General features: G+C 74.1%; 19 protein-coding genes and 1 pseudogene. 5 read left to right on the top strand and 15 right to left on the bottom strand.

The features are described 5' to 3' along the window. Positions 1-60: 60 nt before the first annotated feature. A complete protein-coding gene (locus tag ACZ42A_RS18775) occupies positions 61-435 on the bottom strand; it encodes a four-helix bundle copper-binding protein (RefSeq protein ID WP_468528310.1) in 375 nt (124 codons plus the stop codon). 124 nt (positions 436-559) lie between these two features. Between ACZ42A_RS18775 and ACZ42A_RS18770 the strand changes: the two genes are divergently transcribed. The 3 genes from ACZ42A_RS18770 to ACZ42A_RS18760 are packed head-to-tail and all read left to right on the top strand — an operon-like array spanning position 560 to position 1,760. Beyond that, positions 560-976: a ChaB family protein gene (locus ACZ42A_RS18770; RefSeq protein WP_468528309.1), complete on the top strand. Its 417-nt coding sequence runs from the start codon at positions 560-562 to the stop codon at positions 974-976. A gap of 25 nt (positions 977-1,001) precedes the next feature. Further along, positions 1,002-1,373 (top strand): DUF6479 family protein, encoded by a 372-nt coding sequence (locus tag ACZ42A_RS18765; RefSeq protein ID WP_468528308.1) that lies wholly within the window; start codon positions 1,002-1,004, stop codon positions 1,371-1,373. Between the two features lie 33 nt (positions 1,374-1,406). After that, positions 1,407-1,760, top strand: a complete 354-nt coding sequence (locus tag ACZ42A_RS18760; RefSeq protein ID WP_468528307.1) for a DUF8129 domain-containing protein — start codon at positions 1,407-1,409, stop codon at positions 1,758-1,760. Between the two features lie 63 nt (positions 1,761-1,823). On the opposite strand, the gene ACZ42A_RS18755 is transcribed toward ACZ42A_RS18760, so the two are convergent. The 10 genes from ACZ42A_RS18755 to ACZ42A_RS18710 all read right to left on the bottom strand — a co-directional run bounded on the left by ACZ42A_RS18755 (position 1,824) and on the right by ACZ42A_RS18710 (position 14,545). Continuing rightward, on the bottom strand, positions 1,824-2,279 hold the full coding sequence (locus ACZ42A_RS18755) for an RpiB/LacA/LacB family sugar-phosphate isomerase (protein WP_468528306.1): 456 nt from the start codon (positions 2,277-2,279) through the stop codon (positions 1,824-1,826). Position 2,280: 1 nt separating this feature from the next. Continuing rightward, positions 2,281-2,733, bottom strand: a complete 453-nt coding sequence (locus tag ACZ42A_RS18750) for a PPOX class F420-dependent oxidoreductase (protein WP_468528305.1) — start codon at positions 2,731-2,733, stop codon at positions 2,281-2,283. Between the two features lie 19 nt (positions 2,734-2,752). Further along, positions 2,753-3,643: an NAD(P)-dependent oxidoreductase gene (locus ACZ42A_RS18745; RefSeq protein WP_468528304.1), complete on the bottom strand. Its 891-nt coding sequence runs from the start codon at positions 3,641-3,643 to the stop codon at positions 2,753-2,755. A gap of 135 nt (positions 3,644-3,778) precedes the next feature. Next, positions 3,779-6,148 carry a glycoside hydrolase family 65 protein gene (locus ACZ42A_RS18740; protein WP_468528303.1) on the bottom strand — a complete coding sequence of 790 codons (2,370 nt, stop codon included), beginning with the start codon at positions 6,146-6,148 and terminating at the stop codon, positions 3,779-3,781. Positions 6,149-6,315: 167 nt separating this feature from the next. After that, positions 6,316-6,720 carry a luciferase domain-containing protein gene (locus ACZ42A_RS18735; protein ID WP_468528302.1) on the bottom strand — a complete coding sequence of 135 codons (405 nt, stop codon included), beginning with the start codon at positions 6,718-6,720 and terminating at the stop codon, positions 6,316-6,318. A 93-nt stretch (positions 6,721-6,813) separates the two neighbouring features. Continuing rightward, positions 6,814-7,782 (bottom strand): ATP-grasp domain-containing protein, encoded by a 969-nt coding sequence (locus ACZ42A_RS18730; protein ID WP_468528301.1) that lies wholly within the window; start codon positions 7,780-7,782, stop codon positions 6,814-6,816. Between the two features lie 274 nt (positions 7,783-8,056). After that, entirely contained in the window at positions 8,057-9,121 is a 1,065-nt protein-coding gene (locus tag ACZ42A_RS18725; protein WP_468528300.1) for a LacI family DNA-binding transcriptional regulator, read from the bottom strand. Positions 9,122-9,207: 86 nt separating this feature from the next. Beyond that, positions 9,208-11,583: a beta-galactosidase gene (locus ACZ42A_RS18720; protein WP_468528299.1), complete on the bottom strand. Its 2,376-nt coding sequence runs from the start codon at positions 11,581-11,583 to the stop codon at positions 9,208-9,210. Further along, positions 11,583-13,340 (bottom strand): glycoside hydrolase family 35 protein, encoded by a 1,758-nt coding sequence (locus tag ACZ42A_RS18715; RefSeq protein WP_468528298.1) that lies wholly within the window; start codon positions 13,338-13,340, stop codon positions 11,583-11,585. The genes ACZ42A_RS18720 and ACZ42A_RS18715 overlap by 1 nt, the downstream gene beginning before the upstream one ends. Before the next feature lie 11 nt (positions 13,341-13,351). Next, a complete protein-coding gene (locus tag ACZ42A_RS18710) occupies positions 13,352-14,545 on the bottom strand; it encodes an MFS transporter (RefSeq protein ID WP_468528456.1) in 1,194 nt (397 codons plus the stop codon). A gap of 303 nt (positions 14,546-14,848) precedes the next feature. Here ACZ42A_RS18710 and ACZ42A_RS18705 point away from each other — a divergent pair, with 303 nt between their 5' ends. Both ACZ42A_RS18705 and ACZ42A_RS18700 read left to right on the top strand, forming a co-directional pair. Further along, positions 14,849-15,076, top strand: coding sequence for a hypothetical protein (locus ACZ42A_RS18705; protein WP_468528297.1), 228 nt, complete (start codon positions 14,849-14,851; stop codon positions 15,074-15,076). A gap of 85 nt (positions 15,077-15,161) precedes the next feature. Then, positions 15,162-15,329: pseudogene (locus tag ACZ42A_RS18700) on the top strand (cation:proton antiporter); the annotation flags it as partial. Between the two features lie 36 nt (positions 15,330-15,365). Here the strand turns inward: ACZ42A_RS18700 and ACZ42A_RS18695 are convergent. The 4 genes from ACZ42A_RS18695 to ACZ42A_RS18680 all read right to left on the bottom strand — a co-directional run bounded on the left by ACZ42A_RS18695 (position 15,366) and on the right by ACZ42A_RS18680 (position 20,632). Beyond that, on the bottom strand, positions 15,366-17,987 hold the full coding sequence (locus tag ACZ42A_RS18695; RefSeq protein ID WP_468528296.1) for an immunoglobulin domain-containing family protein: 2,622 nt from the start codon (positions 17,985-17,987) through the stop codon (positions 15,366-15,368). Positions 17,988-18,088: 101 nt separating this feature from the next. Beyond that, positions 18,089-18,628: a hypothetical protein gene (locus ACZ42A_RS18690; protein WP_468528295.1), complete on the bottom strand. Its 540-nt coding sequence runs from the start codon at positions 18,626-18,628 to the stop codon at positions 18,089-18,091. A 209-nt stretch (positions 18,629-18,837) separates the two neighbouring features. After that, positions 18,838-19,842: an HtaA domain-containing protein gene (locus ACZ42A_RS18685; RefSeq protein WP_468528294.1), complete on the bottom strand. Its 1,005-nt coding sequence runs from the start codon at positions 19,840-19,842 to the stop codon at positions 18,838-18,840. A 67-nt stretch (positions 19,843-19,909) separates the two neighbouring features. Continuing rightward, on the bottom strand, positions 19,910-20,632 hold the full coding sequence (locus tag ACZ42A_RS18680; protein ID WP_468528293.1) for a hypothetical protein: 723 nt from the start codon (positions 20,630-20,632) through the stop codon (positions 19,910-19,912). Positions 20,633-20,732: the final 100 nt, after the last annotated feature.

The raw sequence follows: 20,732 nt of genomic DNA, 5'->3' as shown, positions 1-20,732 counted from the left end.
TGCCGGGACCGGCGATGCCGGGCCCGGGCCCTGCGGGGGCCGACGCGGCGGGGGACGTGGTCAGCCGAGGGTGGCCAGGAAGTCGGTGCAGGCGCGGGCGCAGGCACGGCAGGCCTCGGCGGCCTCCTCGGTCCCGGGCCGGTCGTCGAAGACGTGCGCGGACTCGAGGCACACGGTCCGGCACCACTCCAGCTGGACGCGCAGGCCGGTCTCCTCCACCTGGCTCTGCTCGGCCAGCACCCTGCACGTGGCGTCACACACCTCGGCACACATGATCCCCTTGCGCCGGACCAGCTCCTGCTCCGCGGTGCCGTCCGGGTCCACCAGGCTCGCGCGCAGCGCGCAGGCCCGCGCACACTCCGTGCACGCCTGCGCGCAGACGAACCGGTCTTCCAGGAACCGGATGAGTTCTGCTTGCGATGGCGTCGAAGTCACACCGCGCGGGTAGCCGCCGCAGGGCCCGCCAAACCCGCCGCGGCCCGTCCGCGGCGGGTTTTTCGCCCCCTCCGCCGGGCACTCGGGCGGCGCCGGCAGACGGCGTTCGAAGGAGGTGGAACGCATGCCCGGACGAGAGGAACTGCCGTCGACGCTGGAGCGCTCTCCCCGAGACGCCCAGCGCACCTGGATCAAGGCGCACGACTCGGCGGTGGAGCAGTACGGCGAGGGCGAGCGGGCGCACCGCGTCGCCTACGGCGCGCTGAAGCACTCGTACGAGAAGGTCGGCGACCACTGGGAACGCAAGGAGGGCGGCCGCCGGGGGCCCTCGGACCCGCAGTCGGCACGGCCGCGGCAGGTCGGCGGACGCAGCGGTGAGGGCGTCGACGAGAGCGCCTCGAAGGAGCACCTGTACGAGGTGGCCAAGCGGCTGGACGTGGAGGGACGGTCCCGGATGTCCAAGGGCGAGTTGCTGGACGCGATCCGCAAGGCCAACCGCTCCCGGACCCGCGAGGCCCGGTCACGCCGATCCGGTTCATGACCGAATTGAGGGGTATTCGCCTGGTATGAGTACCGCAACGATGCAGTTGGCCGAGCCGAGCGGACTGCTCAGCATCGCGATGTTCGTCGTCGGCATCGCCGTGCTGGCGCTGCTGCTGGGCGGATTCTGGCTCGGCACCCGTATCAGGCTCCGGGAGTCGCGTCCGCGGCCCGAGGAGCAGCCGCACCTGCCGCCGGGCGGCGCGGTGCACGAGGTCAGGGAGATCCGGGAGCCCCTGGAGGTGCCCCGGGTGCCGAAGGGTGGCCGCCCGCTCCTGCCGCACGAGATGGGCAGCTTCGGCAACATGAAGACGCGGCCGAGCCCGGTGCAGTCGCGGCCCCGCTGGTCCAAGGGCAGCAGTGGCTCGTGGGGCGGAGGCGGCCCCGGCGCGCACTGAGTGCCCGGCACACCTACCGAGGAAGTGAGATCCATGGCCGAGCCCGGCCGCAGTTCACTGCCCCTGCCCGACTACGACCACCTGCCGATCGGCGGGCTGGAGAGCCGGGTGCGCTCGCTGAGCGCCGAGGAGGTGGAGGAGCTGATCGCCTACGAGCGGACGCACGCCGACCGGCTGCCGGTCACCGAGCTGCTGACCGCCCGCCTGGAGCAGCTGCACGCGGGTGCCGAGCCGACCTCGGGCAGTCCGTCGGCCCTCCGTCCCGAGCAGGCCCAGGGCCACGGCGGCTCCCCGGTGTCCCCGGCGACCAGCGCCGAGCCCTTCGGCCCTCCGCCCCACGGCACCCCCGACCAGCGGGGCAAGCCGAAGAGCGACCGGACGACCTAGCCCGCTCTCCGAGCCCGACACCACGGTGCGCAGGACCACGACCGGGTCCTGCGCACCGGCATGTCAGCCGGTGTCGCGCCGCTCGTCGAGGCCCGCGACGCGGGAGACGTTCTCGCGGTCCTCGGGATCCTCGCTGGGGACGCCGGTGAACCAGGCGTCGAGGATCTCCCGCAGGAGGGGTTCGGAGGTCAGGCGCAGGCTCAGCGCCAGCACGTTCGCGTCGTTCCAGCGGCGGGCGCCGTCGGCGGTGTACGCGTCCGTGCACAGGGCGGCCCGGACGCCGGGGACCTTGTTGGCGGCGATGGACGCGCCTGTGCCGGTCCAGCAGCAGACGACCGCCTGGTCCGCCGTGCCGTCGGCGACGTCCCGGGCCGCCGCGGCGGAGCAGGCCGCCCACTGCGGGTCGTCCCCGGGGCGCAGCGCCCCATGGGTGACCACCTCGTGGCCGCGGCCGCGCAGCTCGGTGACCAGGAGGCGGGCCACGGGTTCGTCCATGTCGGAGGAGACGGAGATCCGCATGTCAGGAGCCTACCCCCGGGCTCCGGCGCCCCTCAGGGGACGCCTGGTCGCTGTCCTTCATCGCGCCCCAGCCGTGCCAGCGGTCCACCTCGATCCACGCGCTGACGCGGGCGCGGACCCGGTCGGGGTACGGCTTGCCGGTGTAGTGGCGGGCGATGCGGTCGATGTCGGCCAGACCCTCGTCGTCGTACAGCTCGACGGCCCGGCCGATGAGCGTGACGTGGGTGTACCAGTCGTCCTTGTCGAGGACGGTCAGGGTGACCCGCGGGTCGCGGCGCAGGTGCTTCAGGCGGATCCGGCCCTCGTCCAGGCTGATCAGCGCCCGGTCGTCCGCCCAGACATACCAGGTGGGCGTGGAGACGGGCGTGCCGTCGGAGCGCAGGGTCGCCATGACGCAGGGGTTGGGGCGGCTCAGCAGTTCCCGGGCCGCGGGCGGCAGCGGGGGCCTGGACATCGGGGGCTCCTTTCCGGGGTCAGGCGTCGGGCTGCTCGTCGAAGCTGGCGAAGTACGCAGCGGCCATGTCCTCGTCGGCGTGGCCCTGCGCGGCGGCGCGCTCCAGCCGGGCGGCGCTCGCCGCGGCCACGTCCAGCCGGACGCCGTGCCGTTCACCGGCCTCGACGATGAGCCGGGCGTCCTTGGCGGCGGTACCGACCGCGAACTGGGCCGGGGAGAGCCGGCCGTCGAGGATCAGCCCGGACTTGGCACGCAGGTACCCCATGTCGAGCGGGCCTCCCGCGATGGCGTCGAAGAAGTGCCGCGGGTCCACGCCGAGCGCCTTCGACAGGGCCAGCGCCTCGCCGGCCGCGCTGGTGGCGGCGAGGACCCAGCTGTTGGCGACCAGCTTAAGCCGGGTCGCGCCGGCCTCGGCGGCGTCCTCGCCGGTCCACACCGTGCGGGCGCCGACCGCGTCGAAGACCGGCGTCACCGTCTCCCGGCCCTCGACGGGACCGGCGGCGAGCACGAGCAGCTGCCCGGCCTCGGCGGGCTCGCGGGTGCCGAGCACGGGAGCGTCGTAGAGCACCAGGTCGTGCTCGCGGGCGAAGCCGGCCAGGCCTGCCATGGCGTCCAGGCCCGCGGTGGTCGACTGCACCCAGGCGGTGCGGGGGCGCAGCGCGGGCGCGGCCTGGCGCATCACGTCCAGGACGGCGGCACCGTCGTACAGCATGGTGAGGACGACGTCGGCGTCCCGCACCGCCTCGGCGGGGCTGTCGGCGACGATCGCGCCGGCCTCGGCGAGCGGCTCGGCCTTGGCGCGGCTGCGGTTCCAGACGCGGACGGTGTGTCCGGCCCGCGCGAGGTTGCGGGCCATCGCGGCGCCCATGATGCCGGTGCCCAGAACGCTCACGATGAGCTTGTCGGTCATGGTGTCGACTTCCTGATCCATGCGGTCTCTACGGTTTTCTGATCCACGCGGTCTCTACGGCGGCTTGGCGGTGATCGAAGGGTCGTCGGGTCCGACGATGCCACCCGCCGCCCGCCGTCCGCACGGCGGCCCCGCTCAGTCCGGCAGCACCAGCCGTCCCGTCTCCCCCGGGTGCAGCCGGACCGCGCGGTCCGGGAGGCGGACGTCGATGGGCGTGGTGTCGGAGGCCGGGACGGTGATCTCCAGCTGGGAGTGGCGCAGCCGCAGCCGGACGCCCCAGTTGCCCTGGTACCGCAGGGAGAAGCCGTAGGTGGACAGCTCGGGGAGGGGGACGGGGTCCAGCCAGAGGGCGCCCTGGCGGGTGGTGAGGCCGGTGAGGCCGCGCTGGACGAGGTCGAGGGTGCCGGCCATGGCGCCGAGGTGGATGCCCTCGCCGGTGGTGCCGCCCTGCACGTCGGCGATGTCGCCGCGCAGCGCCTCCTGGCAGAACTGCCAGGCCTCGGCGCGCCGGGCGCGGGCCAGCACCCAGCCGTGGACGAGTCCGCTGAGGGTGGAGCCGTGGCTGGTGCGGTGCAGGTAGTAGTCGACGGTGCGGTGCCAGGTCTCCTCGTCCAGCCGCAGCCCGAGCCGGTCGAACAGGCCCTGGAGTTCGGGCGGGGAGAAGAGATAGCCGAGCATCAGGACGTCGGCCTGTTTGGAGGCCTGGTAGCGGTTGGCGGAGTCGCCCTCCGCCTCCAGGATCCGGTCGAGGCGGCGGATGTCGCCGTACCGCGCCCGGTAGTCGGCCCAGTCGAGCTCGGCCAGCTCGCCGTAGCCCTCGAACTGGCTGATCACACCCTCGTGGAAGGGCACGTGCAGGGTGCGGGAGACCTCCTCCCACCGGTCGAGCTCCTGGTCGTCGAGGCCGGTGCGCTCGGTGAGTTCCCGGCGGCGCGGCTCGGGCAGGGCGGCCAGCAGTTCGAGGGTGCGGGTGAGCACCCAGGCGGCCATGACGTTGGTGTACGCGTTGTCGTCGATGCCGGGTGTGGTCGCGCCGGGGTAGGCGTCGTGGTACTCGTCGGGTCCCACGACGCCCTTGATGCGGTGCCGTTCCAGCTGGTCGTCCCAGGTGGCGGCGTCCGCCCAGAACCGGGCGATCTGGAGCATCATCTCGGCGCCCTTGGTGTGCAGGAACTCGGCGTCGCCGCTGGCCTCGCAGTACTCCCAGACGTTGTACGCGATCGCCGACCCGACGTGGTGCTGGAGGTGGGAGTGGTCCGGCAGCCAGCGTCCGGAGCGCGGATTGAGGTGCACCTGCTGGGCTTCCTCGCGGCCGTCGCTGCCGCTCTGCCACGGGTACATCGCGCCCCTGCGGCCCGCCTCCCGGGCGGCGGTGCAGGCCCGTTCCAGGCGCCGGTGCCGGTAGTGCAGCAGCGCCCGGGAGACCTCCGGGAAGCGCAGATTGAGATACGGCAGCACGAACAGCTCGTCCCAGAAGACGTGCCCCCGGTAGGCCTCGCCGTGCAGTCCGCGCGCGGGGACGCCGACGTCGAGGTCGGCGGTGTTCGGCGAGAGGGTCTGCAGGACGTGGAAGAGGTGCAGGCGCAGAATGCGGCCCGCCTCGCCCGGCACGTCCAGGTCGCCCCGGCGCCAGAGCTGGGCCCAGGCGGTGCGGTGGCCGGCGAGCAGGTCGTCGAAGCCGGGGGCGCGGCCGACCCGGGCGATCGCGGCGTGCAGCGGGTCGCTGATCGCCGGGTCGCGGGAGGTGTGCAGGGCGATCGTCTTGTCGACGGTGGCCGCGATGTCGGGCGCCAGCCGCAGCCGGGCCCGCTGGGTGGTGCGCGGCCGGGCGTGCCGGACTGTGATGGGCCCCTCGGCGGTGAGCCGGGAGGCCATGCCGATCCGGATGTCGGAGGTGCGGGTGCGGCAGCGCAGCCACACCGTGTCACCGGCGGCGGTGCCGGTGTGCGCGTGGGTGAGGTGCCGCCCGTCCAGGTCCCGGTAGCGGGGTACGCCCGCGTTGGTGACACCGGCGTCGAGGGCGGCCTCGACATGGAGTTCGCCGCCGAAGCCGTGGGCGGTGAACTCGGTGCGCAGCGCGGCCAGATGGGGATCGCCCATGTGCACGAGCCGCTGCTGGCGCACTGTCAGGGACCGTCCGTTCCCGAGCCCGTACCGGGTGAGGCGTTCCAGCACGCCCGAGTTCAGATGGACGGTCTGGCGGTGTTCGAGCACGGTCGCGGTGTCGGGGCTGAGCCACGGCCGGCCGCGCAGCCGGAACCGCAGGGGCAGCCAGTTGGGCAGGTTGACGAGATCCTCGTTCTCGACGCTGCGCCCTGCCACATGGGATGTGAGCCGGTTGTAGCAGCCCGCCACATAGGTGCCCGGGTAGTGGACATCGTCCGCGACGCACTCGGGGAGTGCGCCGCGGGTGGCGAAGTAGCCGTTGCCGAGCGTGCACAGCGACTCCCGCAGTCGCTCGTCGGCGGGCTCGTAGCCCTCGTACGTCCAGATCCAGCCGGTCACTCCGGTGCTCCTCCCGCGTGCGGCGCGCCGACCCGCCGGTGGGTGCGGTGTCGGCGCCGTGCGGCAGCAGTCTCTCCCCGAGGGCGCGTCCGGCCGTGCGGTCCACGCCGGTCACGGGGTGAAGCGGCGGAACTCCGGGCGGAACCTCAGCCGGGACTCCGGGCGGCTCAGCAGGGCGCGGCGGTGCCCGCCGGGTCGCGCGGGAGCACGGTGACCCGGTGGAAGTTGCAGCCGCCGGGTGTCAGGTCCTCCGGGGCCGGGCCGCCCTGGTGGGCCTTGAGGGCGACGCTCACCAGGCTCTGCAACAGATCGACATCCGCGTCGCAGTCCAGGTGGACCGTCACCCACCGGGAGCCGGGCAGCAGGCGTATCGCCGTCGACTCCGCGAGGTCGGCGGCGAAGCGCCGCAGGGCCCGGCTGGTGAGGAGGAGGTCGACGTCGTGGTCGGAGTGGAAGTGGGCGATCTCGCTGTGCGCGGTGCGAAGTGCCCGCCCTGTGCCGCAACTGGCCGGTCCCGCCGTGAGGTCGGGCCAGGCCGTGAGTTGCTCCAGGGCGCGCTGGGCCAGAGTCATGGCCCCATCGTCACCTCCTCACCGCGCTGATACCAGAGGTTGCGCGTTTCGTAACCCAGGCGTGAGGTTCCTCTCCGGCGTCCGGACGGCTTCTCAGGCGGGCAGCTTCCGGTCCGGTGCCGGGTCCCGGCGGGCGGCCAGGGCGCTGAGGTGCGCCTGGATGTACGGCACGGCGACCAGCGGGAGTTCGCCGTCGACGAAGGCGGGCTGCACGTTGACCTCGAAGACCACCCCGCCGTGCTCGATCGCCAGGTCGACGCCGGCGAACGGCAGCCCGACCGAGGCGGTGGCGGCGACGGCGAGCCGGGCGAGCGGCGCGGGCAGGTCGGCGGGGGCGATGGGGACGGCGGTGGCGCCCTGGCAGGTGTTGCAGGGGGTGTCGGGCTCGGGCTGGATGTGCTCGCGGGCGTGGATGACCCGGCCGTGCAGCACGAAGACCCGGAACTGGTGGCGGCGGCCGTCGGGCAGGATGTTGCCCGCGTCGCGGGACAGCAGCCAGTCGGTGCCGCGCTCCGCGTAGTAGGCGGCGGCCTGCTCCAGCTGCTCCTCGGTGGTGACATGGAAGGTGTCGTCGCCGCCGGTGCCGACGACGGGCCGGGCCCAGGTGTCGCGGCCGAGCTTGTCGAAGGCGGCGGCGGCCTCGTGGGGTGCGGGCCGGGACAGGACGACGGTCTCCATGTGGGCGACGCCGTCCCGGCGGAAGCGCTCCACGGTGCGGTCCTTCTCGGTCGCCGTGCGCCAGGCGGACGTTCCGGTGCCGAGGGTGACGACGTCGTGCTCGCGCAGCAGCCGCTGGAAGTCGGCGAGGGCGCGGCGGCGGTGCGGCGGGATCTCGTAGAGCACGACCACGTCGGGCACCACGTCCAGCCGCTCCTCGGGCACCCGCAGCCGTAACCGGTCGCCGGCGCGGGCGGCGCGGCCGGATCCCCCGGCCGCGAAGTGCCGGGAGTCGATCCGGACCGGCGGGGCTCCGGTGAGCAGTTCGACGGCGCGGGCGAGGTAGTCGGCGCAGCCTTCGGGCGAGGTGGGGTCGGCGATCAGGGCGATGCACGGTCGGGACACGGCGGCCTCCAGTGGTTCTCCAAGCGCACGGTGCCGCGCGCACTCGGTCGCGCGGCCCGAGCGAACTCACGGGGTGGTGTCTGGTGCGCGGGCGGTCGGCGGCCCGTCGCTGATGGCTGCTCCGCCCGTGTCGAACGGCCGGTGCGGAGCCGTGCCGCCACACTGTAGGCGCCCGGCGGACGGGCGGGACAGGGCGCATGCGTGGGCGGCCGGTTGCTCCGGCCTCTGCGCCGTACGCAACCGAGCGTGCGCCGTCCCACGCCTTCCCGGTGGGTCAGGCCCGGGGCGCCGGCCCGGTGCTGCGGCGGACGACGAGTTCCACCGGTACGACGGGTTCGACCCGGGGTTCGCCGGTGCCGTCGATGCGGTCGAGGAGCAGCCGGAGCGCGCGGCGGCCGATCTCGCCGAAGTCGGTGCGCACGGTGGTCAGCGGCGGCAGCAGATGGGCGGCCTCGGGGATGTCGTCGTAGCCGACCACGCTGACGTCCTCGGGGACCCTGCGGCCGACCTCGTGCAGGGCGCGCAGCAGGCCGAGGGCCATCTGGTCGTTGGAGGCGAACACCGCGGTGACCTCCGGGCGTTCGGCCAGGCGGCGGCCCAGCTCGTAGCCGGAGTCGGCGCTCCAGTCGCCGGCGAGCGGCTCGGGCACCTCGGCGCCGGCCTCGGCGAGGGTGGCGCGCCAGCTGTCCCGGCGGACCTCGGCGGACGTCCAGCCGGCGGGGCCCGCGATGTGGTGCACGGTGGCGTGGCCGAGACCCAGCAGGTGCTGGGTGGCCGCCCGGGCGCCCGCCGCCGAGTCGGCGGTGACGAGCGGGGTGCGTCCGCCGAGGTCGTTCTCCAGCACCACCATGGGGGTGTCGAGGCGAGCCTCGGCGAGGGCGTTGCCCACCCGGCGCTGCGGGGCGATGGCGATGACGCCGTCGGCGCCCTCGGCGGTCAGCGTGTCCAGGGCCCGTACGACGGTGTCCCGGTCGGCGGTGTCGAGGGCGATGGAGCTGACCAGGTAACCGGCCTCCTGGGCGGCGGTGTTGATCGCGGTGAGGACGGAGGCGGGCCCGTAGCGGGCGGCGTCGAAGGAGATCACGCCGAGCATCCGGGTGCGCCCGCTGGCCAGCGAGCGGGCGCTGCGGCTGGGGCGGTAGCCGAGGGTGCGCATGGCCTCGACGACGGCGGCGCGGGTCTCGGCGCGGACCGCCGGGTGGTCGTTGAGGACCCGGGACACGGTCTGCTTGGACACTCCGGCCAGCCGGGCCACATCGTCCATGACGGGGCGGGTGCCCGCGAAGCTGCGTCGGCTGCGTCCGCGCTGGGCCGGGCCGTCGGCGGTGCTGCGGGTCATGGCGGGTGGTCGTCCTTCGGCCTCGGTCGGGGCGGTGCGGTCCCGCCCGGCGGATCCACAGGATAGGCCGGGCGGGCGGCGAGGCGTCAGGCGGTGCCGATCGTCCGGGTGCGGGTGGTGACCAGCGTGGCCTCGCGGATCTCGGCGGGCACCGCCTCCCCGGGCTTCCGCCCCGGCAGGTGCACCGGGGCGTCGGCGGCCAGCGGGAGCACCCTCAGCCGCAGGCCGTGCGCGCGCAGCGCCTCCCGCGGGAGGCGGTCGAGGGCGATGTCCCACGGGGCTCCGGCGAAGAACTGGTCGGCGACGAGGACGTCTCCGGCGTAGGCGCGGGCGATGTCCCCGGACCAGTCGAGGCGCAGGATCGTCCGCCCCTCCGTGGCGAGGAGGGCGTCCGGTACGTCGATCCGGTACTCGGCCGCGACGGTGGCGAAGTGCTGGTCGGCGGGGGCGCTCGCCCGGCCCTGGACACCGGTGACGGGGCGGGGTGCGGGACCGGCGGGCCGGATCCGCGTGACCGGTACGGCGGTCTCCTCCTCGGTGTGCTCGTCCAGGAGCGTGTAGCGGGTGAACACCCCGTCCTCGCCGGCCTTCGTCCCCGCCGGGGCGTGTTCCGGCGCGGGCAGCACGGCGACCGACGGCTGCCCGGCCGAGCTGTGCACCCGGATGCCGTCGCCGTCGAAGACCACGCCGTCGGCGCAGAGCACCAGCCGTTCGGCGCCCCAGGCGACGCCCCGGTAGACGGTGCGCGCGGTCGCCGCGTCCAGGACCAGCAGCCCCACCCGGCCGCCGTCCGCCGTGGCGACCTCGACCAGGGCGTCGGTGCCGGGGCGGAGCCCGGTGACCAGGACGCGGTCGTCCGCGCTCACCACGTCCCCGGAGGGTGTGCTCACGGAGGCCACCGTGTCCGCGTCCAGGGCGAGTTCGGGGCTGATGCCGTCGGTGGCGGCCAGCACCAGGACCGTACGGCTGGGGTCGTCGACCGTGCACACCGGCTGCGCGGTGGCCCAGTCGAGGCGCAGTCCGCCGACCTCCAGGCGCAGCGGCCAGCAGAAGTAGGCGCCCGAGGGGACGGTGACGGGGCTGCTGGGCAGGGTGAGAGCGGGCGCGCCGGGGAACTCCACGGTGAAGGTGGTGTCCGGGTGGGCGGGCAGTGGCTCGTGCGGCTGGTGGTTGGTGACGAAGAGGAAGCCGGAGTCGCCGTCGGCGCGCACGGCCCAGCGCAGGGTGTCGCGGTCGTACTGCCCCTCCGGCTGCCGGGCGGGAAGCACGGACTCCATGGGTGCGATGCGGTGCCCGAAGTCGGCCAGGAGCAGGTGCTGGAGGCGCAGTTCGTGGTACGAGGGCCGGATCTGGCCGTACTCGCCGAGCGGGGCCTGGAAGTCGTACGTCAGCAGGGGCAGGTCGTTGGGGTAGCCGGTGGCGTGCGACTCCTGGAGGGTGGTCAGCTCGCCGACGGGGTTCGTGCCGCCGTGGAACATGTAGTAGCCCTGCCACACCGAGCCGCAGCCGATCTTCGTGAGGCCGAGCGCGCCGATGTCGGCGGCGTCCAGGCGGGGCCGCCGGTGGTAGGCGACGGCCATGCCGCCGCCGAGTTCGCAGGTGGCCCAGGGGAAGCGGTCGGTGGGTGCGGGGTCGCCGCCGCGGACGGTGGTGGGGCGCAGGTCGGCGCCGATGCCCTCGTCGTCGCGCTGGTGGGTGAAGAAGTAGTGCTTGCGGCAGGTGTCGGGCCAGCCGCCGTCCCACTCGGTCCAGAAGGCCTCCGGGTAGCCGCCGTAGAGGGGCAGCAGTTCGTCCGGCGGGAGCTGGACCCCGCCCCAGGCGGTCGACGTCCACAGCGGGGCGGCGAGGCCGGCCTCCTGGGCCATGCGCTTGAGGGTGAGCAGGTGGCCGGGCTGGTCGTACAGCTCGTTCTCGATCTGGATCGCCACGATCGGGCCGCCGTGCGCCCGGTCCAGGCCGCGCAGCTGCTCGGCGATGGCCGCGTACCAGGCGCGTACGGGTTCCAGGTAGGCGGGGTCGTCGGTGCGGGGCGCGCAGTCGCGGGCGAGCAGCCAGTCGGGCAGGCCGCCGTTGCGGACCTCTGCGTGCACCCAGGGACCGATGCGCGGGATGAAGTCCAGGCCGTGGCGGGCGCACAGCTCGGCGAAGCGGCGCAGGTCGAGGTCGCCGTCGAAGCGGATCCGGCCCTCGGTCTCCTCGTGGTGGATCCAGATGACGTAGGCGGCGACGGCGGTCACGCCGCCCGCCTTCATCTTCAGCAGCTCCTCCTCCCACTCCCCCACGGGGTGGCGGGAGTAGTGGAACTCGCCGGAGACCGGGAACCACGGGCGTCCCCCGCGGGTGAGCCAGCGGCTGGTCACATCGATCGGGTCGGGGGCGCCGGGCGCGTCGGCGAACGGCAGATGGCCGGCGAGCGGCGGTGCGGCGGGGGCGGGGACGCGCAGCTGGTGCGGGTGCGTCATCAGGGCTTCTCCGGTCCGAGGTCGGGGGTGTCGGTGAGCTGGGCGCGGCCGGTGGTGGTGGCGTGCAGTTCGAGCAGGAGCAGCTCGTTGCGGCCGGGGCGCAGGACGGGCGCGGGGACGTACAGGGTGCGCTGGGGGCCGCGGTTCCAGTAGCGGCCGAGGTGGAAGCCGTTGATCCAGGCCTGGCCCTTGGTCCAGCCGGGGAGGGCGAGGAAGGCGTCGGCGGGTTCGGCGATCTCGAAGGTGCCGTGGTGGAAGGCGGGGCCGCTGACGGGGGCGGTGTCGAGGGAGAGGTCGGAGAGGTCGGCCAGGGGCAGCGGGTGGCAGTCCCAGCCGTCGAGCGGGGTGCCGTCGAAGGTGACCGGGCCGAGCAGGCCCTTGGGCGCGCCGATGCGTGGGCCGTAGTTGACGCCGCCCATGTTCTCCACCAGCACCTCCAGGGTGGTGCCGGGGCGGGGCACGCGGACGGGCAGGGTCTCCTCGTGGCGTTCGCGTTCGAGTACGCCGACGGGGGCGCCGTCGAGGAAGACCTGGGCGCGGTCGCCGACGCCGCCGGTGAAGTGCAGGACGCCGTCGCCGGCGGCGGGGACGGTGGTGCGGTAGAGGACGTAGCCGGCCCGCAGGCCCAGCTCGTCCATGGTGCGCGGGGCGCCGGGGGCGCGCACGGGTCCGGTGCGGGCGGTGGCGTACGGCAGCAACGCGGCCCGGCGGTCCAGTTCGACGGCGAGCGGCGGGAGTTTGCGGCTCGGGGCGGGCACGGGCTCGTCGGGGACCGGGGCGTGGCGGGCGATCACCTCGCGGAAGGCGTGGTACTTCGGGCCGGGGTCGCCGTGCTCGGTGAGCGGGGCGTCGTAGTCGTAGGAGGTGACGATCGGGGCGTAGGCGTGGTCGTGGTTGGCGCCGTTGGTGAAACCGAAGTTGGTGCCGCCGTGGAACATGTAGATGTTGACCGAGGCGCCGGCGGCGAGCAGCCGGTCGAGGTCGGTGGCGGCGTCGGAGCCGCTGCGGGTGTGGTGCTCCTCGCCCCAGTGGTCGAACCAGCCGATCCAGAACTCCGTGCACATCAGCGGCCCCTCGCTCTGGTGGGCGCGCAACTGGGCCAGGTTCTCCTCGATCCGGCTGCCGAAGGTGCCGGTGGCGAGGGTGCCCGGCAGGCTGCCGGCCGCCAGGTGCTCCGGGTTGGCCTGGTCGCAGGTGAAGAGCAGCTCTTCGACGCCGCGTGAGCGGAAGGCCTGGTGGAGATGCTTGAGGTAGGCGGTGTCGTCGCCGTAGGCGCCGTACTCGTTCTCCACCTGGACGGCGATGACGGGACCGCCCGACGCCGCCATATGCGGCAGCAGCGGGGGCAGCAGCCGGTCGAGGTAGCGGTCCACGGCGTCGGTGAACCGGGGGTCGCTGCTGCGCAGCCGGATGTCCGGGTCGGCGGTGAGCCAGGAGGGCAGGCCGCCGCCGTCCCACTCGGCGCAGATGAACGGGCCGGGGCGCAGCAGCACGTGCAGGCCTTCCGCCTGGGCGAGTTCCAGGTAGCGGGGCAGGTCGAGGATGCCGTCGAGGACGACGGGGCCGTTCGGGTCGGGCTGGTGGAGGTTCCAGGGGACGTACGTCTCCACCGTGTTCAGGCCCATCAGGCGGGCCTTGTGCAGCCGGTCCGCCCACAGCTCGGGGTGGATCCGGAAGTAGTGCATCGCGCCGGAGATGATCCGCAGCGGTTGGCCGTGCAGGAGGAATCCGTCGGACGTCGTCGTCAGAGCGGGCATGGTCAGTCCCTTCAGCCGGGGCGGTGGTGGGTGGGGCGGGTGGCGTGGATCAGCCAGACGGTGGCGGCCAGGCAGAGGGCCGAGCCGCCGGCGAGCAGCAGGGGGACCGCGCGGGTACCGGACCACTCGATGGCCTTGCCGAGGGACGGGCCCGCGGCGACGCCGCCGATCATGGATGCGGCGATGACGAGGGCCCCGGCCCGGCGGGCGCGCGGGGCCACCCGGTGCAGCCAGGGCAGGCCCGTCGGGAAGATCGGGGCGATGAACAGGCCGACTCCGGCGTAGGCGTACGGGGCGAGGCCGGGGATCGCGGCCAGCAGCAGACAGACCGTCATGCCCGCGCAGGAGACGGTGATGATGGCCTGGGCGGAGAAGCGCAGCGCGATCGGCGCGACGAGGAACCTGCCGACCGTCATCATCAGCCAGTACACCGAGGTGGCGGTCGCGGCGGCGCCGGCGCCGTAGCCGACGCTCTCCAGGTGAGTGGGCTCCCAGCCGCCGACGCCGGCCTCGATGCCGACGTGCAGCACGTACAGGGCGACGAACATCGCGAGGACGGAGCCCAGGCTGCGGGCCAGGACCGGCGCCGCGGTGCCGGGCTCCGCCTCGCCGGGCTGGGGCGCGCGGTCGCGGACTCCGCGCAGGCACAGCAGCAACGGCAGGCTGGCGAGGGCGAAGGCCAGGAAGACCGCCGGGTAGTGGTCGGAGCCGACGGCGGCGATCAGCGCCGGGCCGAGGATCGCGCCGATGCCGAAGTGGGCGTTGAGGATGTTGAGCAGGGCGGTCGAGCGCCGGCCGAAGCCGACGGCGAACAGCTGGTTGAGGCCGTAGTCGACGCCGCCGAAGCCGAGTCCGGCGAGCAGCGCCAGAGCGAGGGCGAGGGGCCAGTTCGGCGCCAGGGCGAAGCCGGCCGCGCCGGCCGCCATCAGCACGTACGAGGCGCCGAGGATGCGCCGGTTGCCGGTCCGGCCGTACAGCCGGTCGAAGAGCAGCACTCCGGCGACCCCGCCGACGAAGTGCGCGCTCAGCGCGAGTCCGGCGGCTGACGGCGACAGCCCGAACTCCCGGCGCAGGCCCGGGATCGCGGGGCCGTAGAACGCCTGGAGGGCGCCGATCAGCACGAAGCCGGCGCAGGACGCGACCACGGCCACCGGGCTGAAGACGGGGGCGGCGTCCGGGGCGCTGCGGGCGGCGGCCGCGCGCACTGGGGTCGGGGGCTCGGGCACGGGGACTCCGGGGGACGGCCCACCTGGGTGGGTGGGCGGGCGGCGGCTTGGCGACGAGGATGAGTGTTACCGGTAACATCAACAGCGTCAAGATCCCCGGGGCGGATTCGAGAAAGGGCTTTCCGGCCGTCGCCTGTCACGCCGTGCAGGTGACCACCGCGCGCTGCCCCGGCGGCGTGGGGGTACGGATAGCGCACCCGTCCCGAGCGAGGAGACCGACCGTGCAGCCCTCGAACCAGCCCTACGGCCCGCGGCGGATGCCGTACGGCGGCGGCCGCGCTGGTGGCGACCGCGCTGCTGCATCTGCTGATCCTCGGTACCCCGCGGCCGAGCCGGTTCTTCGGCTGGATCGTCACGCTGGTCACGGCGGTGATGGTGCTGCTGCCGTTCCGGACGGCGGCGGTCACGGAGTCCACGGTGGGCACGTCGGTGGTGTACCTGGCGACGGGGATGACCATCGGGTCCCTGCTGTCGGCGGTCGCCCGGGGTGCCACCCGGCGTATCGCCTGAAGCGGGAGCGGCGGCTCCCGCGGCGGCCGAGCCCACCCTGCGGGCGGTGCTGCGCGGTCGCGGCTAGGCCCGGCTACTGCCGCGCGCGATCGGGCTCGACGAGAAGGTGGTGGGCGCGGGCGAGGCGGCCGCGCTGGTCGGAGCGGCGATGATCTCCGTACTCGCCTTCCCGCTGCTCGCGTTGCGCCTGCGCGCCGGGAAGGGCAGGGCGCGGCTGCCGGAGGGGGCGGCGTCGGGGAGCGAGGCGTGGTGAGGACTCCCTCGGGAGATCGGGGAGCCCTCATCACGGTCAGTTGGCGGCCGTGTCCGCGGACCTCGTCCGGGCGCGCCGGTGGACGAACCAGCCGGTCGCCGTGAGCAGCGCGGCGAGCGCGGCGGCGGTGCCGACGGTGACGCCGGTGGAGGCGAGGCTGCCGCCGCCCGCGGTGGTCGTGGTGGTGCCGGTCGTGCCGCCGGTGCCGCCCGTGGTGCCGGTGCCGCCGGTCGCGGTGCCGCCCGAGGTGCTGCCGCCGGTGCCGGAGCCGCCCGTGCCGCCGGTGTCGTCGTCGGTGTCCACGGGGTCCTGGCCGACGAAGGCGACCGCGACCTTCACGTCCTGGGAGCGGTCGCCGGAGAGGGTGTGGTCGGCGCGGGTGGCGAGCACGCACGTCGCCTTGAAGCAGTCGGTGAACTCGTCCTTGGCGTCGACGGTCAGCTCCACCTCGAAGCTGCCGCCCGCGCCGTAGGGGATCGCCAGTTCCTCGCCGTAGTCCGGCGGGTTGGAGGAGATCCACGCCGAGGAGTGGGACGCGCCGCTCATGTCGACACCGCCGACGCAGGGCGTGGGCAGTTCGCCGTCGCCGTTGTCGACGCACAGGGCGACGTAGACGCCCTTGTCGATGTCGTAGCCGGAGCCGGTGACCTTCAGGGTCTGGTCCTCGGTGGCCAGGTTGTTGACGGGGGTGACGGTGAGCTTCTGCCCCTCGGGGCCGGTGACGGTCTTGCTGCCGGAGGGCTCGGTGTTCCCGTTGCCGTCGCCGCCGTCGTCGCCCTCGGGTTCCTTGACCGTCAGGGTGAGGGGCGTGGTGCGGGTCGTGCCGACCGCGTTGGTGAACTCGGCGCGGTAGGCGTAGCCGTCCTGGGAGGCCCGGGCGGTGAAGGTGTAGGCGTTCCGGGTCGCGCCCTCGATGGTGGACCAGGTCTGGCCGCCGTCGGGGCTGACCTGCCAGCGCACGGCCGGCTCCGGGGTGCCCTCGGCCGCGGCGACGAAGGTGACCTCGTCGCCGGGCGCGACGGACTGGTCGGTGGGGGCCTGGGTGACCTTGGGGGACATACGGAGGTCGTACCTGACGACCTTGCTCTCCGCGGCCTGGGTGAGGTGGACGGACGTGGCGCCGGGGGCGACGGCGACGCCCGCGTAGCTGCCCACCCTGACGCTGCCGGGCAGGGCGACCGGTTCGGCCGCCGGCCGGAAGGTCGCGCTGTCGAGGATCTGAAGGGATCCGGTGTTGTCCGTGGTGCCGTCCGAGACGTCCTCGCGCAGCACGAAGGCCCGTCCGGTGGTCTGGTCGAAGGCCGCCGCCATGGCCCGGTCCTCACCCGTCAGGGTGGTGAGCGGCTTGGCGTCCTTGTCGAAGACGAGCACCGACGCGCCGTTGCCCACCCAGACGTTGCCGGTCGCCGGGTCGGGCTCGACGAAGGTGAGGACGTCGGCGGGGAGTTCGGCCGTGGCGGTGACCTCGAAGGTGCGGGTGTCGACCCGGCGCAGCACCGGCTTGCCCTCGGCGGTGCCGACGGACCAGGCGGCGCCGTGGGCGGCGTCCACGCCGAGCTCGTTGCCGCCCTCCAGGGCGACCGACTGCTCGACGGCGCCGGTGGCGTGGTCGACCCGACGCAGCTCTCCGCCCGCCGCGACCAGCACGGTGGAGGTGTCGGCGTCCTGGCCGATCCCGCTGAACGACGCCCCGTTGAACCAGACGCCCTTCGCCGCCGTGTCGCCGTCCTTGGCGGTGCCGATGCCGCGCAGCGGGTAGTGGAAGATCACGCCGTCGCCGGACAGCGGGGCGGCGATCCGGCGGACCACGCGGGGAGCCATCGCACCGTTCGGGCCGGGGGCCTGCGCTATGTGGCTGAGGACTTTCCCGTCCTTGGGGTCCAGGGCGTACAGGCCCTGCTCGGCCACGTCGGCGGTGTCGGGAATGTTGTCCGAACCGACGTAGAGCTTCCCGGAGTCCGGGTGCAGCAGCAGGTCCAGGGGGCGGCCGGCCGTGGTGAACTCGGCGCCCTTCGCGTAGCTGACCGTGCCCGGCGGTACGTCCACTCCGTCACCGCCGCCGCCTCCGCCACCCGGGTCCTGGCCCTCGAAGGTGATCGGGATACGGACGTCCTGGGAGCGGTCGCCGGTGCCGTTGTGGTCGACCCGGGTGACGACCGCGCAGGCGACCTCGAGGCAGTCGAGGCCGCTGTCCCCGGCCTTGACCTTCAGTTCGACGTCGAAGGTGCCGCCCTCGCCCCACGGGATGGCGACCGTGCCCGCGCCCTCGTCCGGTGCGCCCTCGGGGATGATCCACGCCGACGAGCCGCTGCCGCCGCTCTGGTCCGCACCGCCGAGGCACGGGGTGGGGATGCGGTTGTCGCCGTTGTCCTTGCACACGGCGACGTAGACGCCCTTGGTGTCGTCGTAGCCCTCGCCGGTGACGCGCAGCGTCTCGCCGTCCGGATCGAGGTTCGCGGAGGCGGAGACCGAGAGCTTCTGGCCGTCCTTGCCGAGCGCCGTCTTCGGGGTGTCGGCGGCCTGGGCGGGCGAGCCGACGGTCACGGCCGTCGCTCCGGCGGCCACCAGGGCGGCGGCGCCCAGGAGTGCGGCGGGGCGTCTGAGGCGGGCTCTGACCGGGGTGTCCGGCCGCTGCTGTCCGGTTCTGTGGTCTGTCATGGAGGGTTCCTCGGGTGACGGGTGGTCACTGGACGTGCCGGAACGGGCCGGCCGGACGGCCGGCCCGTCGACCAGTCGGAGCTGTGCGCCCTTGACCGGGCTTACTGGAAGGTGACGGGGACGTGGACGTCGTACTTGCGGTCGCCGCTGTCGAAGTGGTCGGCGCGGGTGACGATGGCGCAGTCCACGTCCTGGCCGCAGACGCTGCCGTCGTCGAGGGTGGCCTTGACGTAGATGGTCACGCTGAAGCTGCCGTTCGCGCCGAACTTGGAGCTGTTGGCGAACATGCCGCCGAAGGTGTTGTTCACCCAGTGCGAGGCACCGGTGGAGCCGCTCTCGTCCTGGCCGCCCAGGCAGGGGGTGGGCTTGTTGGCACCCTGCGCGCCCTCGACCGCGCACAGGCCGACGTAGACGCCCTGGGAGGGGTTGTAGCCGGAGCCCGAGACGGTGATGACCTGGCCCGCCGCCGCGGCCGTGTTCGGCGCGGTCAGCGACAGGTTGTAGGTGGTGCCGCCGTCGACGACGGTGCGGGTCGAGGTGGCGGCGGAGGCGGAGCCGGCCAGGGCGACGGTGAGGGCGGCGGAGGCGGCGAGTGCCAGGCCGGCGCGGGCGGAGTTCCGGGCGGAGAGGACGGATCTCATGGCGTGAGAAGCCTTTCTCGGCGAACGGGGACCAGCGCACCATCAAGGCGCGCTAGTTAGGTAAGGCAAAACTAAGTGCGATCTTGCTGTCCTTGTCAACAGGTGCTGAAGGTTTCTCAACTTGCTGTCGAAGCAAGGGCTTTCGGGCACGCCGAAGAGCGGGCCGAGCGGGCCCGCTCCTCGCGTCCGGTAAGCCCGGTGACACGGCCTCAGTCCGCGGCGCGCACCGTGAACCGCGCCACGGCGCCGGCCTGGCCGCCGGTCACGGTGTACAGCTCGGCCGTGTGCTCGCCCTCCGCGGCGGTGGCGTACACGGGGAAGGTCCGGGCGACCCGCCCCTCGGCGTCGGCGACGGCCTGATAGCGGGTGTCGCCATCGATGGCCACCAGCACGACTGCGCCGGGCTCGAAGCCCTCGCCGGTGACCCGCTGTTCACCGCCGGCGGTCAGCGCCGGGCGGTCGACCGACGCGGCCGGGGCGGCCCGCACGCCTGCGTCCTGCGGCTCGGCCGGTTCGGGCGCGGTCTGCCCGGGATCGGCGGGTTCGGGTTCGGGCGTGCCGTCGTCGGGCACGGGCGGGGTGGCGGTGCCGTCACCGGGCTGGGGCGTGGCGCCCGTGCCGCCGGTCCCCACGGTCACGTCCAGCAGGCCCAGCGCGTCGCCCGCCGTGAACTCCCCTCCGCTCCAGGCGGACAGCAGCCGGGCACCCTCGTCGGTGAGCGAGGCCTCCAGGCCGGTCCAGGTGACCCCGCCTGCGCGTACGGCGGGGGCGGCGCCGTCGGTGCGTACGCCGGCCAGTGTGATGCCCCGTCGCTCGCCGTCGAGTTCGGTGCGGGCGTACAGGGTGCCGCCGCCGTCGGCCAGGCGCAGCCGGAGCGCGTCCAGCAGCAGGGGCCGTCCGGGGGCCGTGGACCGGGTCAGCCGGGCGGTGCCGTCGAAGGTGACGTCCACCTCGCCCGCCTCGGGGTCGGCGCCGCCGCCCGCGGCCGGGAACCAGGTGCGGTGCGCGCCGCCCTGCACGGCTCCCTCGCCCGCGCCCAGCTCGACGCCGTGCTCGGCGAGTTCCGCCGATCCGGTCGCCCAGCTCGCGTAGCCGCCGGTCACCTCGCGCGGCGACTGCCGCCCGTCCTGCGCGACCGCCGCCCCGGGGGACAGCAGCGCGACCACGGCACTGCCCGCGAGCACGGCGGTCGCGGGTCTTCTTCTCGCGTTCACGTCAAGCCTCTCGTCACGTCTCTTCCGGAAGGGCGCCGTCATGAGGGCGCCGTCGGTGCCGTAGGCCTCAGCCCGGCTGCCCGGCCCGGCGACGGCGCGCCCAGAACCAGGTGCCGGTTCCCGCCGCGACCAGCCCGGCGGCGGCGAGCCCGAGCGACACCGCGCCACCGGATCCGGTGCTGGCGAGCGGACCGCCCGAGGAGTCCGCGTCCTCGCCGGAGGCCCCCGTGCCGCCGCCGGTCGTCGAGGCGGCGGCCGTCGCGCTCGGCGTCGCGGAGGCCGTCGCGCCGGACGGCGTCCCACCGCCGGCGTTCGTGCCGAAGGAGACCGGGATCCGCACCGTCTGGCTCTGGTCCCCGCCCCGCGTGTGGTCGTTGCGCGTGATGACGGAGCAGGTCACGCCGGACTGGGTGCAGTCGGTGTTCGCGTCCTTCGCGCGCACCTTGATCCGGACCGAGAACGAGCCCTTGTGGCCGCTGCCCGCGTACGGCTTGGCCAGGCCCTCGCCGTACGACGGCGGGTTGGAGGAGACCCACGCGGACGCGCCGGACTCCCCCGACATGTCGACGCCGCCGACGCAGGGCGTGGGGGTCTTGCCGGGGCCGTTGTCGACACAGAAGGCGACGTAGACGCCCTTCGCGGTGTTGTATCCGGAGCCGGTCACGGTCACCGTCTCGCCCGCCGGATCGAGTCCGGACGCCGTGGAGACGGTGAGTTTCTGCCCCTCGGGCCCGGTGGCCGATGTGCCCGCGGCGGCCGCCTGAGGTGCCGTCGCGAGTATCAGTGCCACTGCCAGCAGTGCGGTCGGCGCTGCGACCGGGGCCGATCGCCCAACTCTTCGGCCACGTACGGCACTTGCCCATGCCATGGGAACACCCCCACCAGAGAAC

It is taken from the genome of Streptomyces sp. NPDC030838, from assembly GCF_055572035.1.
This window is presented reverse-complemented; position numbering and strand designations above follow the sequence as displayed.